We start from the raw sequence: 14,499 nt of genomic DNA, 5'->3' as shown, positions 1-14,499 counted from the left end.
CATGAGCGCCACCACCCCCGGGCCCGCCCGCCGCTTCGCCAAGGGCAGCGCCCTCCGCTACGTGCTGCTGTCGCTCGGCGCCGTCGCCTTCCTGTTCCCCTTCTACTACATGATCGTCGGCTCGCTGCGCGGGCGGACGGTCGGTGACCTGTCCGCGGCGGTCCCGTCCGGGCTGACCGGTGACAACTACGCGGCGGTCAACAGCGCGATCTCGCTCGGCCGGTCCCTGCTCAACTCGGGGATCATGACCATCGGGGTGCTGATCTGCACGCTGGTGTTCGGGGTGCTCGCCGGGTACGCGCTGGCGCAGCTGCGCTTCCGGGGCAAGGGGGCGGTCTTCGCGGCCCTCCTGCTCGTGCAGATGGTCCCGTTCCAGCTGCTGACGCTGCCGCTGTACGTGCTCGTCGTCCGCGACTACGGGCTCGGCGACAACTACCTGGGCATGATCCTGCCGTTCGCGATCAACTCGACGGCCGTGTTCCTGTTCCGGCAGTTCTTCGCGCAGATGCCGCAGTCCCTCTTCGAGGCGGCCCGCATCGACGGCGCGAGCGAGCTGCGCATCCTGTGGAGGATCGCGCTGCCGATGGCCCGGCCGGCCGTGCTGAGCGCGCTGCTGCTGACGTTCATCGGTCCGTGGAACGAGTTCCTGTGGCCCTTCCTCGTCACCAAGAACGCCGACATGCAGCCACTCGCCGTCTCGCTCGCGAGCTTCCTCTCCAACCTTCAGGGCTCGGTGGCCAACCCCGCCGGTGCGCTGCTGGCCGGTGCCTGTGTGCTGGCCCTCCCCGCGGTGGTCCTGTTCCTCCTGTTCCAGCGCCACTTCACCTCTACCGACATCGATTCCGGAGTAAAGGGCTAATCGCCATGAGCAACACCACCACCGCCACCCGCATCCCCTACCGCATGGTGCGCAAGGGTGTGGTCATGTCCCCGCTGGCCGGTGAGGCGAACGAGGTCGAGGGTGTCCTGAACCCCGCCTCCGGCCGCACCCCGGACGGCACCCTCCACCTGCTGCCGCGCCTGGTCTCCGAGGGCAACGTCTCCCGCGTCGGCCTCGCCGAGGTGACCTTCGACGGGGCGGGCGTGCCGAACGGCGTCGAGCGCCGCGGCACCGTCCTCTCCCCCGACGAGGGCTGGGAGCGCGGCAAGAACAACGCCGGGGTCGAGGACCCGCGCATCACCTGGGTCCCGTCGCTCGGCAAGCACGTCATGAGCTACGTGGCCTACGGCCCGCTCGGCCCGAAGCCGGCGCTCGCCGTGTCGGAGAACCTCACCGACTGGACCCGTCTCGGTCCGATCCAGTTCGCCTACCAGCCGGACCTGGACACCGACCTCAACCTCTTCCCGAACAAGGACGTCGTCCACTTCCCCGAGCCGGTCCCGGGCCCGGACGGCGAGATGGCGTACGCGATGCTGCACCGCCCGATGTGGGACCTGGGCTGGTTCCGCCCGGGCGAGGGCGTCCACCTGCCCGCCGGTGTCACCGACGAGCGGCCCGGCATCTGGATCAGCTACGTCCCGGCCGCCGAGGTGGAGGCCGACATCACCGCGCTGACCCGGCCGCGCGACCACCGCCTGCTGGCGCTGTCCGAGTTCCCGTGGGAGTCCCTGAAGATCGGCGGCGGCCCCGCCCCGATCCGGGTGCCCGAGGGCTGGCTGCTCATCCACCACGGCGTGTCGGGCACCATCGAGGACCCGTGGGCGCAGAACCAGGACGTGTCGTACGCGGCCGGCGCGATGATCCTCGACCCGGCCGACCCGTCCCGCGTCCTCGCCCGCTCCGACCAGCCGCTGATGGCGCCGGAGACCGAGGAGGAGCGCTCGGGCACCGTCCCGAACGTGGTCTTCCCGACGGCGATCGAGGAGATCGACGGCGAGCTGTACGTGTTCTACGGCATGGCCGACGCGCACATCGGCGTGGCCACCCTGGAGCGCACGGCATGACGGACGGCGCCCTGGGTATCGGCCTGGCCGGCTGCGGCGGGTTCGCGGAATTCGTCCTGGACGCGATCGCCGGGCTGCCCGGCCTGCGGCTCGCGGCGGTCGCCGACCCCTCGCACGAGCGGGCCCGGCTGCTCGGCGAGCGGCACGGTGTTCCGGCACTGGGTTCGCTGGACGAGCTCCTTGAGCGGGACGACGTGGCGGCGGTACTGATCGCCACCCCGCCCGCCACCCATGCCGCGATGGCCACGGCCGCGCTGCGCGCGGGGCGCCACGTCTTCTGCGAGAAGCCCCTCGCCACCACGACCGAGGACGCCTCGGCGGTCGTCCAGGAGGCGCGGCTCGCCGGGCGCGCCCTGGTCGTGGACCATGTGCTGCGCTACAACCCGCTGCTGCGGGCCCTGGAGCGGCTGACCGGGCGGGGGCTGCTCGCGCCGCCGCGCCGGTTCCTGTTCGAGAACGACGCGTCCGACGAGGACCTGGGCCCCGGCCACTGGTTCTGGGACCCGGCGCACAGCGGCGGCATCTTCATCGAGCACGGCGTCCACTTCTTCGACGCCGCCCGGGCCCTCCTCGGCACCGATCCGCTGAGCGTGCGGGCCACCGCCGTCCGCCGCCCAGGCGGCCCGGTCGACATGGTCAGCGCCGATGTGGTGCACCCCGGGGGCGTGCTCGCCTCGCACCTGCACTCCTTCACGCACGCCCATCGCGCCGAGCGGCAGCTGATGCGCCTGGACCACGGGTTCGCGGAGACGCGGATCAGCGGCTGGATCCCCGTACACGCGGAGATCACGGCCTGGGTGGACGAGGACGGCGCCCGCGCCTGGGAGGAGCTGCCGGGGCTGCGGGACGACCTGCTGGCCGTCGAGGGGTTCCGGCCCGGCGGCGGTGAGCGGATCACCGTGCGCGTGGAGCGGAACGCCGGGTCCGCCGCGCAGGCCCGGGGCCGGGGCGAGGAGCGGACCGTGCCGCACCGGGTGACCGCGGTCCTCGACCTCGGCGGCGAGCCGCGCAAGCCGTACGTGTACGCGCAGAGCGTGCGCGCGGCGATGGCCGACCTGGTGCGGGCGGCCCGTACGGGTGCGCCCCCGGTGGCCGGCCCGGTCAGCGGTTTCGCGGCGGTCGCGGTCGCCGAGGCGGCCACGGTCGCCGCCGCGACCGGCGCCGAGCAGCACGTGCTGTCCCCCGGCCCGGCCCTCTCCGAAGGAGTCCCCGCATGAGCTGGTGGCAGGACATGGTCTGCTACGAGGTGTACCCCCGGGCCTTCGCCGACTCGGACGGGGACGGGACGGGCGACCTGGCGGGCCTGACCGCGCGCCTGGAACACATCCGGGACCTGGGCGCGGATGCCGTGTGGTGCACCCCGTTCTACCCGTCCCCGCTGGCCGACGGCGGCTACGACATCTCCGACTACACGGGTGTCGCCCCGGACCTGGGGACGGACGCGGACGCCGGACGGCTGACCGGCCGCGCCCACGAGCTGGGCCTCAAGCTCATCGTGGACCTCGTCCCGAACCACACGTCGGACCGCCACCCGTGGTTCCTGGACGCGCTCGCGGCGGGCCCGGGATCGGCGGAGCGGGAGATGTACCTGTTCCGGGCGGGCCGGGGCGCGGCGGGCGAACTGCCGCCGAACGACTGGCAGTCGGCGTTCGGCGGACCCGCCTGGACGCGAGTGGCGGACGGTGAGTGGTACTGCCATCTGCACGCCCCCGAGCAGCCCGACCTGAACTGGCGCGCCCCGAAGGTGCGCGACGCCTTCATGAACGTCCTGCGTTACTGGCTCGACCGGGGTGTGGACGGCTTCCGGGTGGACGTGGCGCACGCCCTGTTCAAGGCGGAGGGCCTGCCGGACGCGGGGCCCGGGCAGCACACCGACCCGCTGCGCAACCACCTGATGCCGTACTACGACCAGGAGGAGCTGCACCCGCTGTACCGCGAGTGGCGGGCGCTCCTCGACACCCATCCCGCGCCGCCCGGGGCGGTGGCGCCGCACGACCGGGTGATGGTCGCGGAGTCCGCCGTCTTCGACCCGGCGCGGCTGGGCCGCTACATCCGGCCCGACGAGATGCACCAGGCGTTCAACTTCGCCTTCCTGGAGGCGGCGTGGGACCCGGCGGAGCTGCGCCGCGTCATCGACGACTCCTTCGGTGTGCCGGGAGCGGCCGTCACCTGGCTGCTCTCCAGTCATGACGCGGTGCGTCCGGTCACCCGGTACGGTTCCACGGCGCGGGCCCGCGCCGCCGCGCTGCTGATGCTGGCGCTGCCGGGCTCCGCGTACCTCTACCAGGGTGAGGAGCTGGGCCTCCCCCAGGCCGAGGTGCCTGTCGACCGCATCCTCGACCCGCTGTGGGAGCGTTCCGGCCGCACCGAGCGCGGGCGCGACGGGGCGCGGGTGCCGTTGCCGTGGTCCGGCGCGCGGGCTCCGTACGGCTTCACCACGGCGGAGGCCGGGGCCACCTGGCTGCCGCAGCCCGAGGGCTGGGCCGGTCTCACCGTCGCCGCGCAGGAGACGGACCCCGGCTCGACGCTCGCGCTGTACCGGGCGGCGCTCCGGCTGCGCCGCGCCCATCCGGCCCCGGACCCGGCGGCGGCGCCCGTCTGGCTCTCGGAGCCGGGCGCGCCGGTCCTGGCCTTCCGGCGCGGGGAGCTGGCGTGCGTCGTCAATCTGGGCGCCGAGCCCGTGCGTACGCCCGGCCGCCCGCTGCTCAGCAGTGGACCGCTGGACGGGGACGCGCTGCCGCCCGACACCGCCGTGTGGTTCCTCGCCCCGCCCTCTTCCCGTACCGCCCATGGAGACACCGATGACGACGCCCGTGACTGACCCGACGCCCCGGCCCGACCTGTCGGGGCTCGTCAAGGCGTACGACGTCCGCGGTGTGGTGCCGGACCAGTGGGACGAGACGACGGCGGAGCTGTTCGGTGCCGCGTTCGTCCGGGTCACCGGTGCGGACGCGATCGTGACGGGGCATGACATGCGGCCCTCCTCCCCGGGTCTTGCCCGGGCGTTCGCGCGGGGCGCCACGGCGCAGGGTGCCGACGTCACGGAGATCGGGCTGTGCTCGACGGACCAGCTGTACTACGCGTCGGGCTCGCTGGGCCTCGCCGGTGCGATGTTCACCGCCTCGCACAACCCGGCCCGGTACAACGGCATCAAGCTGTGCCGGGCCGGTGCGGAGCCGGTGGGCCAGGACACCGGTCTCGCGGAGATCCGTGCCCTGGTCGAGCGGTGGACGGACCACGGGGCGCCGGCCCCGGCCGCCCGCGCGGGTGTCGTCACCGGGCGGGACACCCTGGCCGGGTACGCCGCGTATCTGCGCTCCCTGGTGGACCTGTCCGCGATCCGCCCGCTGAAGGTGGTGGTGGACGCGGGCAACGGCATGGGCGGCCACACGGTCCCGACGGTGCTCGCGGGGCTGCCGCTGACGGTGGTGCCGATGTACTTCGAGCTGGACGGCACGTTCCCGAACCACGAGGCCAATCCGCTGGAACCGGCCAACATCGTGGACCTCCAGGCGCGGGTGCTCGCCGAGGGCGCCGATCTCGGGCTCGCCTTCGACGGCGACGCGGATCGCTGCTTCGTCGTGGACGAGAACGGCGACCCGGTCTCCCCGTCGGCGATCACGGCCCTGGTCGCCTCGCGCGAGCTGGCGCGGCACCCGGGCGCGACCGTCATCCACAACCTCATCACCTCGCGCGCGGTGCCCGAGGTGATCCGTGCGGCGGGCGGCACCCCGGTCCGTACCCGGGTCGGCCACTCGTTCATCAAGGCCGAAATGGCCCGCACCGGGGCCGTGTTCGGCGGCGAGCACTCCGCGCACTACTACTTCCGCGACTTCTGGAACGCGGATACGGGCATGCTGGCCGCACTCCACGTCCTCGCCGCGCTCGGCGGCCAGGACGGCCCGCTGTCCGCGCTGACCAGCCGCTTCGAGCGGTACGCCGCGTCGGGCGAGATCAACTCCACGGTCTCCGACCAGGCCGCCCGTACGGCTGCGGTCCGCGCGGGCTGGGAGTCCCGCCCCGGCGTCACGGCCGACACCCTGGACGGGCTCACCGTCAGCGGCGCGGACTGGTGGTTCAACCTCCGCCCGTCCAACACGGAACCGCTGCTGCGGCTCAACGTGGAGGCGAGCAGCGGGGAGTTGATGGCCCGGGTCCGGGACGAGGTGCTGGCGACGGTGCGCGAAGCCTGACGGGCACCGCCGGGCACCATGCGGCCATGACGCTGAGAGCCCGAGGACCGTGGGCGCCCTTACCCGGCCCCGTCCGTCAGGGTGATGGTGAGGGTGTCCTCGTCGCGGGTGAGGTGTTCGATGCTGACCGAGCCCTCCGCGCCGTTGTAGCTGCCGGTGCCCCCGGTGACGGCGAACTCGTGCGTCCAGCGGCGTGATTCGACGGGCAGTTCGGTCACGGCGGGGAGCGGGCGCTGGAAGGCGGTGGAGGCCGTGATCATGCCGTCGGTGAGGGCCAGGACCAGAGTCGCCATGACGAAGGAGCCGTCGGGCCCCACGGTGACGGGCAGGCAGTGCGCGTTCTCGGTGCCCACGGCGCGGCCCTCGGCGTCCGTCAGGTCGTAGCGCACGTAGTACGGGACGCCGACGGTCAGGACGTCCGGAATGTTCGCGCCGGTGCGCCTGCCGTGCAGGGTGAGCTGCCGGTCGGCCCTCCGTGTCGCGTGGGCGGTTCCGGCCGCTCCGGCCACCAGTCCCCCGGTGATCGTCGCCGCCGAGGTCAGTCGCATCATGCTTCTGCGGTTCATGCACGGGTAACGGCTCCCGGGCCCGAAACGGATCGTCCTTCGCCGGAAGACCACCGGAACGCAGGAGCCGCTTTAGTCTTACGGGTGTGGAGATCACCGTACGCACCGCCACCGAGCAGGACCTTCCCGCGCTGCTCGCCCTCTACCGCGAGCTGAACCCCGACGACCCGGAGCTGTCGCCCGAGGAGGCCATGGCCGGGTGGGAGCGCATCGCGGCGCAGCAGGGGCGCACCGTTCTCGTCGCCGAGGCCGGCGGGGCCGTCGTCGGGACGGCCGACAGCATCGTCATGCCGAACCTGACCCGGGGCGGCCGGGGCATCCTCTTCGTGGAGAACATGGTGGTCGCCGGGGCCGGCCGCCGCCGGGGCGTCGGGCGGCGGCTGCTGGACGCGGTCGTGGGCCTCGCGGAGGAGGCCGGCTGCTACAAGGTGCAGCTCCTCGCCGCCGATGACGCGTACGTCCACACGTTCTACGCGTCGTGCGGCTTCGAGCCGCGGGCCCAGGGGTTCCGGCGCTACCTCGCGCGCGAGGCGTGACCCGTGACGCCGTTCAGCCGTCCGCGCCGAAGCGTTCCGGGGCCAGCGTCCTGAGCAGGGCGTTGACCACCAGGTCCGTCGAGGCGGCCATGTCCACGGCGCCGGGGGCCAGCAGCCACTGGACCTGGAGGCCGTCCATCACGGCGATGACGGCGTTGGCCGCGTGCTCGACCTCGTCCGTCCCCTCCTCGGGGAGGCCGCACGCCTCGCGGAGGGCGTCGGCGACGAAGCCCCGCAGTCCGTCGTAGCGGTCCCGGAAGTAGTCCTGTGCCGGGTGGTCGTCCGTGACGGACTCCGCCGACAGGACGGCGTACAGGCGGACGATGCCCTCGCGTTCGGCGTTGCGGATCGCCGTGTCGACCAGGTGGCGCAGGAACGCCAGACCCTGCGGGCGGTCCGGGCCGAGCTGCTGGATGTCCGACTCGTCGCGCAGTTCGAGGACGCTGGTGAGCAGGAGCGCCTTGGACCGGAAGTAGTGCAGGACACCGGCCTGGGTGAGGCCGACCCGGTCGGCGATCTCGGCGAGCGAGGCGTTGTTGTAGCCACGGGCGGCGAAGGTGTCCATCGCGATGCGCAGGATGTCCCGCTGCCGCTGCTGGGCTTCCGGGCTCCTGGGCGTGCGGGGCTTGGCCGACCGGCCGGATCTGCCTGCTGACTGGTTGCTCACCGGCACAGCTTAGACCGGCGGGAACGGGGGTCAACGGGGGCGTCCGGCCCGCTGACCTGGGGGCGGCGCGGGCGCCGGGGCCTTCCGCACCAATGCGCGTACGACTACTTACTAACCACTTAGTGGGTGTGCTTTCATATCGCCGTCGTCCACGGAACCGCGCCCTGCAAACGGTCTCCGCGGGACGCGCCATGTCCTCCCCCAGGCATGACCGAAGGAGAGCCGCACATGTCCCACGACACTCCCCCACGCCCACGGGCGCGCGCCGCAGGCGCGGCCCTGGCGATGGCCGTCGCGGCCGTCGGCCTGGCCGGCGGCGGTACGGCCGCGCAGGCCGCCGACCCCACGGCTCAGGTATGGGTCACCACCCCCGACGGCGCGAAGAGGCTGTCCGCCGAGGGCGGCGTCGCCTTCACGGGCTCGCCGCAGAGCGTCGACATCCGCGTCGACGCCAACAGCAAGGGCCAGAAGTTCACCGGGGCGGGCGCCTCGGTCACCGGGGCCTCGGCCCATCTCATCCAGGGCCTGCCGCAGGACAAGCGGAACGCGTTGATGGCCTCGCTGTTCTCGTCCTCCGGCGACGGCATCGGGCTCAGCTATCTGCGCCAGCCGCTCGGCAGCAGCGACTTCAACGCCGACAGCAGCCTCTACACGTACGAGGACACCCGCGGCTCCTTCTCCATCGACCGGGACAAGGCCGAGATCATCCCGGTCCTGAAGCAGGCCACCTCGGTCAACCCGGCCATCCGATTCATGGGCACCCCCTGGTCGCCGCCCGCCTGGATGAAGACCAACAACGCGCTGAACGGCGGCAGCCTCAGGACGGACAGCTACCAGGCGTACGCCGACTACCTGGTCAAGGCGATCCAGGCGTACGGGCAGCAGGGCATCACGCTGACCGACCTCACCGTGCAGAACGAGCCCGAGTTCGCCGCGAGTTACCCCTCGATGACCATGACGGCGTCCCAGCAGGCGGACTTCTTCAAGGTGCTCGACCGTACGCTGACGGCGGCGAACCTGCCGACGAACCTGCTGGCCTTCGACCACAACTGGGACCACCCCAACTACCCGTTGGAAGTGTTCAACGGGACCCCGGGCATGAACCGGGTGATCGGCGCCGCGTTCCACTGCTACGGCGGCGATCCCTCCGCCCAGCAGCAGGTCGTCAACGCCGGGAAGCGGGTGTTCTTCACCGAGTGCTCCGGTACGGAGAGCGCCGACCGGTCCGCCACGTTCGCCGACACCCTCAAGTGGCACGCAGAGAACCTCGTGGTGCAGAACATGCGCAACGGCGGCGAGACGGTCATCGACTGGAACCTGGCCCTGGACCAGAACGGCGGCCCGCACCAGGGCGGTTGCTCGGACCGCTGCAACGGCGTCGTGGAGATCGCGAACGGCGACGTGACGCGTAACGCCGAGTACTACGTGCTGGGGCAGCTCTCCAAGTTCGTCAAGCCCGGTGCCACCCGCATCGGCTCGACCAGCCAGGGCAACGGCGGGGTGGAGAACGTCGCCTTCCAGAACGCGGACGGCACCCGTGCCGCGTACGTCGTCAACTCGGCCACGAGCGCGCAGAAGTTCTCGCTGACCGACAACGGCAGGTCGCTGGTCTACACGCTGCCCGCCGGCGCGGTCGCCACCTTCGTGTGGAGCGGCACCGACGGCGGCACCACGGAGCCCCCCACGGGTTCCATCGACCAGTCCGCCTGGTACCGGGTGAAGAACGCCGGCAGCGGTGCCTGCCTGGACGCCGCCGACTGGGGCACCGCCGACGGGACCGCGCTCCAGCAGTGGAGCTGCACCACCGGCGCCAACCAGGGCTGGCAGTTCCGGTCCGCCGGTGACGGCACCTACCAGGTCGTCAACCGGCACAACAGCAAGGTGTGGGACGTCGACGGCGGCCCCGGCGCGACCGCGTCCGGCACCCGGGTGCACCTGTGGTCGTACGTGGGCGGCACCAACCAGCAGTGGCGGGCGGAGCCCTCCGGCGCGGCCGGCCGCTACCGCTTCGTCGCCCGCAACAGCGGCAAGTGCCTGGCCGTGGACGGCGGGTCCACCGCCAACGGGGCGCACCTCTCGCAGCAGCCGTGCGACGGATCAGCGGCGCAGACGTTCTCCCTGGAGAGCTGAGCACCCTCGGCCGGGTGCCCCCGCGAGCGGTCCGCTCGCGGGGGCACCGTGCGTACGCCGCAGGGCTCAGCCGAGCCGGATGTTGAACGCCGGCGCGCTCACTTCCAGGTCTCCGCTCATCCCCGCATGATCCCATGTGCCTCCGCGCGCCGGGGCATGCGGCGCAATGCGCGTGGGTGGCTGTGCTCCCGGGGGTCTCCGCACGCTCTACCGGGGCCCGTGGGCGGCGGAAATGATGAGCACACCGCAGGTCAACCTGGTGATCCGCACCCCTGCGGCGGAAGGAGCCCAAGGTGTTGCTTCTCATCTCTCCGGACAGCGTCGAGGAAGCCGTCGACTGCGCGAAGGCGGCGGAGTATCTGGACATCGTCGATGTGAAGAAGCCCGACGAGGGGTCGCTCGGCGCCAACTTCCCCTGGGTGATCAGGGAGATCCGGGAGGCGGTCCCGGCCGGCAAGCCGGTGTCCGCGACCGTGGGCGACGTCCCGTACAAGCCCGGCACGGTGGCCCAGGCGGCGTTGGGGGCCGTCGTCTCGGGTGCCACGTACATCAAGGTCGGGCTCTACGGGTGCACGACGCCCGACCAGGGGATCGAGGTGATGCGGGCGGTCGTGCGGGCGGTGAAGGACTACCGTCCCGAGGCGCTGGTCGTCGCCTCGGGCTATGCCGACGCCCACCGCGTCGGCTGCGTCAATCCGCTCGCCCTGCCCGATATCGCGGCCCGGTCCGGCGCCGACGCGGCCATGCTCGACACGGCGATCAAGGACGGCTCGCGGCTGTTCGACCACGTACCGCCGGACGTCTGCGCCGAGTTCGTCGGTCTCGCCCACGCCTCCGGGCTCCTCGCGGCCCTCGCGGGCAGCGTGAAGCAGACGGACCTCGCCACGCTGACCCGTATCGGCACGGACATCGTGGGGGTGCGCGGGGCGGTCTGCGAGGGCGGTGACCGCAACGCCGGAAGGATTCAGCCGCATCTGGTGGCCGCGTTCCGGGCGGAGATGGACCGGCACGCCCGGGAGTTCGCGGCCGGCGTCACCCTCGCGGGCTGACCGCCGGAATGCCGACCTTCGAAGAGGCGGGGCCCGGGATCTCCGTAACCGACCCGGCCACCGGGGAGACCTGCGGCGAGGCCCCCGACATGCGGCCGGACGAGCTGGACGCGGTGATCGGCCGGGCCCACCGGGCCTGGTCCGGGTGGCGGGCCGACCCCGCCGCCCGGACGCACGCGCTGCGGGGCGCGGCCGAGGCCGTGGAGGCGGCCGGTGACGAGCTGGCGCGGCTGCTCACCCGGGAGCAGGGCAAGCCGCTGGCCGAGTCGTACGCCGAGGTCGCCCGCACGGCGGCCCGGCTGCGGTACTTCGCGGACCTGGCCCCCAGGACGCGGCGGATCAGCGACGGGCGGCCCGTGCGCAGCGAGGTCCGCTGGCGTCCCGTCGGGCCGGTCGCGGCGATCGTGCCGTGGAACTTCCCGCTGCAACTGGCGGCGGCGAAGTTCGCGCCCGCGCTCGCGGCGGGCAACACCATGGTCCTCAAACCGTCCCCGTACACCCCGCTCGCCACCCGGCTGCTGGGGTCCGTTCTCGCGACCGCCCTGCCCGAGGACGTGCTGACCGTCGTCACCGGGCGCGAACCCCTCGGGGCCCGGCTGGCGTCGCATCCGGGCATCCGGCACGTCACGTTCACCGGTTCGGTGCCCACCGGGCGGGCGGTCGCCGAGGGGGCGGCGGCCTCCCTCGCCCGGGTCACCCTGGAACTGGGCGGGAACGACGCGGCCGTCCTGCTGGACGACGTCGATGTGGAGGGGGTCGCGGACCGGCTGTTCTGGGCCGCGTTCCGCAACTGCGGGCAGGTCTGCATGGCCGTCAAGCGGGTGTACGCCCCCGCCCGGCTGCACGCGGGGGTCGTCGAGGCGCTGGCCCTGCGGGCGAAGTCCGTCGCGGTGGGCAGCGGCCTCGACCCGGACACCCGGATCGGCCCGGTCAACAACGCCCCGCAGCTGGCCCGGATCGTGGAGCTCACCGGACGGGCCCTGGCCGACGGTGCCCGGGCCGCGGCCGGCGGTCACCGGCTGGACGGGCCCGGCCACTTCTTCGCCCCGACGATCCTCACCGATGTGCCGCCGGGCAGTGCGGTGGTGACGGAGGAGCAGTTCGGTCCGGTCCTGCCGGTGCTGCCGTACGGGAGCGTCGATGAGGCGGTCGACGCGGCGAACGGCACGGGCTTCGGTCTTGGCGGCTCCGTCTGGGGCACCGATCTCGACCGGGCGGAGGCCGTGGCGGACCGGCTGGAATGCGGGACGGCCTGGATCAACCATCACGCCGAGCTGTCGCTCGCCCAGCCGTTCGCCGGGATCAAGGACAGCGGGGTCGGCGTCGCGGGCGGCCCCTGGGGGCTGTACGGAAATCTGCGGCCGTTCGTCGTCCACCGCCCGGAGGAGCCATGACCAGGAGATTCCGGGCGGCGGTGCTGCGCGCGTACGAGGAGCCGTTCGCGGTCGAGGACGTCGTCCTGCACACGGAACCCGCCGCCGGCGAGCTGCTGGTGGAGATCGCGGGTGCCGGGATGTGCCGGACCGACCTCGCGGTGCGCCGGTCCGCCGGCCGCAGCCCGCTGCCGGCGGTCCTCGGACACGAGGGGGCCGGGGTCGTCGTGGCGTCGGGCGGCGGGCCCGGCGCGGAGACGGGCGTCGGCGACCATGTGGTGCTGAGCTTCGACTCCTGCGGGCACTGCCGGAACTGCCGGGGCGCGGCCCCCGCGTACTGCGACTCCTTCGCCGCCCTCAACCTCTTCGGCGGGCGGGCGCAGGAGCCGCCCCGGCTCGGCGACGCGGACGGGAAGGCGCTGGCTCCCCGGTGGTTCGGCCAGTCCTCGTTCGCCGAGTACGCGCTCGTGTCCGCCCGCAACGCCGTCCGCGTCGACCCCGCGCTCCCCGTCGAACTGCTCGGGCCGCTCGGCTGCGGCTTCCTCACCGGGGCCGGGGCGGTGCTGAACACCTTCCGCGCCGGACCGGGCGACCCGCTGGTGGTCCTCGGTGCCGGGGCGGTGGGTCTGGCCGCGGTCATGGCGGCGGGGGCGGCCGGTGTGCCGGTCGTGGCGGTGGACCGGCTGCCGCAGCGGCTGGAGCTCGCCGAGCGGTTCGGGGCCGTCCCGCTGTCCGCCGGCGCGGCCGGGCTGCCGGAGCGCGTCCGCCGGCTGACGGACGGCGGCGCCCGGTACGCGCTGGACACGACGGCGTCGCCCGCGCTGATCAACGACGCGCTCCGGGCGCTGCGCCCGACCGGGACGCTGGGCCTGGTGGCGCGGCTGCACAGCGCCCTGCCGCTGGAGCCGGGCACCCTGGACCGGGGCCGGAGCGTCCGCCACATCTGCGAGGGGGACGCGGTGCCGGGGCTGCTGATCCCCGTACTGACGGAGCTGTGGCGGGCCGGGCGGTTCCCCTTCGAGCAGCTGATCCGTACCTATCCCCTGGCCGACGTCAACGAGGCCGAACGCGACTGCGAAGCGGGCCGGGTGGTCAAACCCGTCCTGATCCCGGAGGGAAGAAGCCGATGAACGAGGCATGCGGTACGACGCCCCAGGACCTGGCGGCGGAAGGCGTGGACGGGGGTGTGGGGCTGACCGCTCTGCTGGTCGCCGCCGCCCGCGCGATCGAGACCCACCGTGGTGACAGCCTGGCCCGCGACATCTACGCCGAGCACTTCGTGCGGGCCGCGCCGGCCTGCGCCGAGTGGCCCGTGCGCATCGAGGAGGTGCCCGACGGGGACGGAAACGCGTTGTGGGGCCGGTTCGCCCGCTACTTCGGGCTGCGGACCCGGGTCCTGGACGACTTCGTCGTCCGGTCGGTGCTCACGGGCGCCCGCCAAGTGGTGCTCCTGGGCGCCGGACTGGACACGCGGGCGTTCCGGCTGGACTGGCCGTCGGACTGTGTGTTCTTCGAGGTCGACCGGGCGGGCGTGCTGGCCTTCAAGCACCAGGTACTGGCGGACCTGTCGGCCGCGCCGAAGGTGAAACGCGTGCTGATCCCGGTCGACTTGCGCGATGACTGGGTCACCGCGCTGACCGCGTCGGGCTTCGACCCGGCGGCGCCGAGCATCTGGCTGGCGGAGGGGCTGCTGTTCTATCTGCCGGGCCCCGCGGAGACGTATCTCGTGGACACCGTGGACCTGCTGGCCACCGAGGGCAGCGCCCTGGCCTTCGAGGCGAAGCTGGAGGCGGACCTCCTGGCGTACCGGGACAGCGCGATCTACACGGCGACGCGTGAACAGATCGGTATCGACCTGCTCGGCCTCTTCGACCTGGGCCCGCGCCCCGACTCGGCGGGCCGGCTCGCCACGCGGGGCTGGTCCGCGTCGACGCACACCCCCTTCGAGTTCACCCGCCGCCACGGGCGCGGCCCGCTGCCGGAGCCGAACGACGCGCTGGAGGGGAACCGGTGGGTGTTCGCGTACCGGCGCCGAATGTAG

Annotated in this window: 13 protein-coding genes; 11 read left to right on the top strand and 2 right to left on the bottom strand. The window is 73.1% G+C overall.

Going from position 1 to position 14,499, the window contains the following annotated elements:
• Position 1: 1 nt before the first annotated feature.
• From OG867_RS30620 to OG867_RS30600, 5 genes are read left to right on the top strand one after another with little or no spacing between them, the layout of a single operon-like run.
• Positions 2-859, top strand: coding sequence for a carbohydrate ABC transporter permease (locus OG867_RS30620; RefSeq protein ID WP_328898707.1), 858 nt, complete (start codon positions 2-4; stop codon positions 857-859).
• A gap of 5 nt (positions 860-864) precedes the next feature.
• Positions 865-1,944, top strand: a complete 1,080-nt coding sequence (locus OG867_RS30615; RefSeq protein WP_328898708.1) for a glycosidase — start codon at positions 865-867, stop codon at positions 1,942-1,944.
• Entirely contained in the window at positions 1,941-3,161 is a 1,221-nt protein-coding gene (locus tag OG867_RS30610; protein WP_406290296.1) for a Gfo/Idh/MocA family protein, read from the top strand. Before OG867_RS30615 ends, OG867_RS30610 begins: the two co-directional genes overlap by 4 nt.
• Positions 3,158-4,765, top strand: coding sequence for a glycoside hydrolase family 13 protein (locus OG867_RS30605; protein WP_406290294.1), 1,608 nt, complete (start codon positions 3,158-3,160; stop codon positions 4,763-4,765). Before OG867_RS30610 ends, OG867_RS30605 begins: the two co-directional genes overlap by 4 nt.
• On the top strand, positions 4,746-6,137 hold the full coding sequence (locus tag OG867_RS30600) for a phosphomannomutase/phosphoglucomutase (protein ID WP_406290292.1): 1,392 nt from the start codon (positions 4,746-4,748) through the stop codon (positions 6,135-6,137). Before OG867_RS30605 ends, OG867_RS30600 begins: the two co-directional genes overlap by 20 nt.
• 59 nt (positions 6,138-6,196) lie before the next feature.
• Here the strand turns inward: OG867_RS30600 and OG867_RS30595 are convergent, their stop codons facing one another.
• Positions 6,197-6,703, bottom strand: a complete 507-nt coding sequence (locus tag OG867_RS30595) for a hypothetical protein (protein ID WP_406290290.1) — start codon at positions 6,701-6,703, stop codon at positions 6,197-6,199.
• Positions 6,704-6,789: 86 nt separating this feature from the next.
• On the opposite strand from OG867_RS30595, the gene OG867_RS30590 reads away from it, so the two are divergent.
• The gene (locus OG867_RS30590; protein WP_328898713.1) at positions 6,790-7,239 is read left to right on the top strand and encodes a GNAT family N-acetyltransferase; all 450 of its coding nucleotides are present in this window, start codon (positions 6,790-6,792) and stop codon (positions 7,237-7,239) included.
• Between the two features lie 13 nt (positions 7,240-7,252).
• On the opposite strand, the gene OG867_RS30585 is transcribed toward OG867_RS30590, so the two are convergent.
• Complete coding sequence (locus OG867_RS30585) at positions 7,253-7,906, bottom strand: TetR/AcrR family transcriptional regulator (protein ID WP_406290288.1); 654 nt, start codon at positions 7,904-7,906, stop codon at positions 7,253-7,255.
• Positions 7,907-8,134: 228 nt separating this feature from the next.
• On the opposite strand from OG867_RS30585, the gene OG867_RS30580 reads away from it, so the two are divergent.
• The 5 genes from OG867_RS30580 to OG867_RS30560 all read left to right on the top strand — a co-directional run bounded on the left by OG867_RS30580 (position 8,135) and on the right by OG867_RS30560 (position 14,499).
• The gene (locus OG867_RS30580) at positions 8,135-10,036 is read left to right on the top strand and encodes an RICIN domain-containing protein (protein WP_406290286.1); all 1,902 of its coding nucleotides are present in this window, start codon (positions 8,135-8,137) and stop codon (positions 10,034-10,036) included.
• A gap of 293 nt (positions 10,037-10,329) precedes the next feature.
• Positions 10,330-11,085 (top strand): (5-formylfuran-3-yl)methyl phosphate synthase, encoded by a 756-nt coding sequence (locus tag OG867_RS30575; protein ID WP_406290284.1) that lies wholly within the window; start codon positions 10,330-10,332, stop codon positions 11,083-11,085.
• Between the two features lie 8 nt (positions 11,086-11,093).
• Positions 11,094-12,479, top strand: coding sequence for an aldehyde dehydrogenase family protein (locus OG867_RS30570; protein WP_406290282.1), 1,386 nt, complete (start codon positions 11,094-11,096; stop codon positions 12,477-12,479).
• A complete protein-coding gene (locus OG867_RS30565) occupies positions 12,476-13,588 on the top strand; it encodes an NAD(P)-dependent alcohol dehydrogenase (RefSeq protein WP_406290280.1) in 1,113 nt (370 codons plus the stop codon). The genes OG867_RS30570 and OG867_RS30565 overlap by 4 nt, the downstream gene beginning before the upstream one ends.
• Positions 13,585-14,499: a class I SAM-dependent methyltransferase gene (locus tag OG867_RS30560; RefSeq protein WP_328898718.1), complete on the top strand. Its 915-nt coding sequence runs from the start codon at positions 13,585-13,587 to the stop codon at positions 14,497-14,499. The genes OG867_RS30565 and OG867_RS30560 overlap by 4 nt, the downstream gene beginning before the upstream one ends.

The organism is Streptomyces sp. NBC_00209 (assembly GCF_045206345.1).
Classification (GTDB): Bacteria; Actinomycetota; Actinomycetes; order Streptomycetales; family Streptomycetaceae; genus Streptomyces.
The sequence above is the reverse complement of the archived record's forward strand: the minus strand, read 5'-3'. Positions and strand labels throughout refer to the sequence as shown.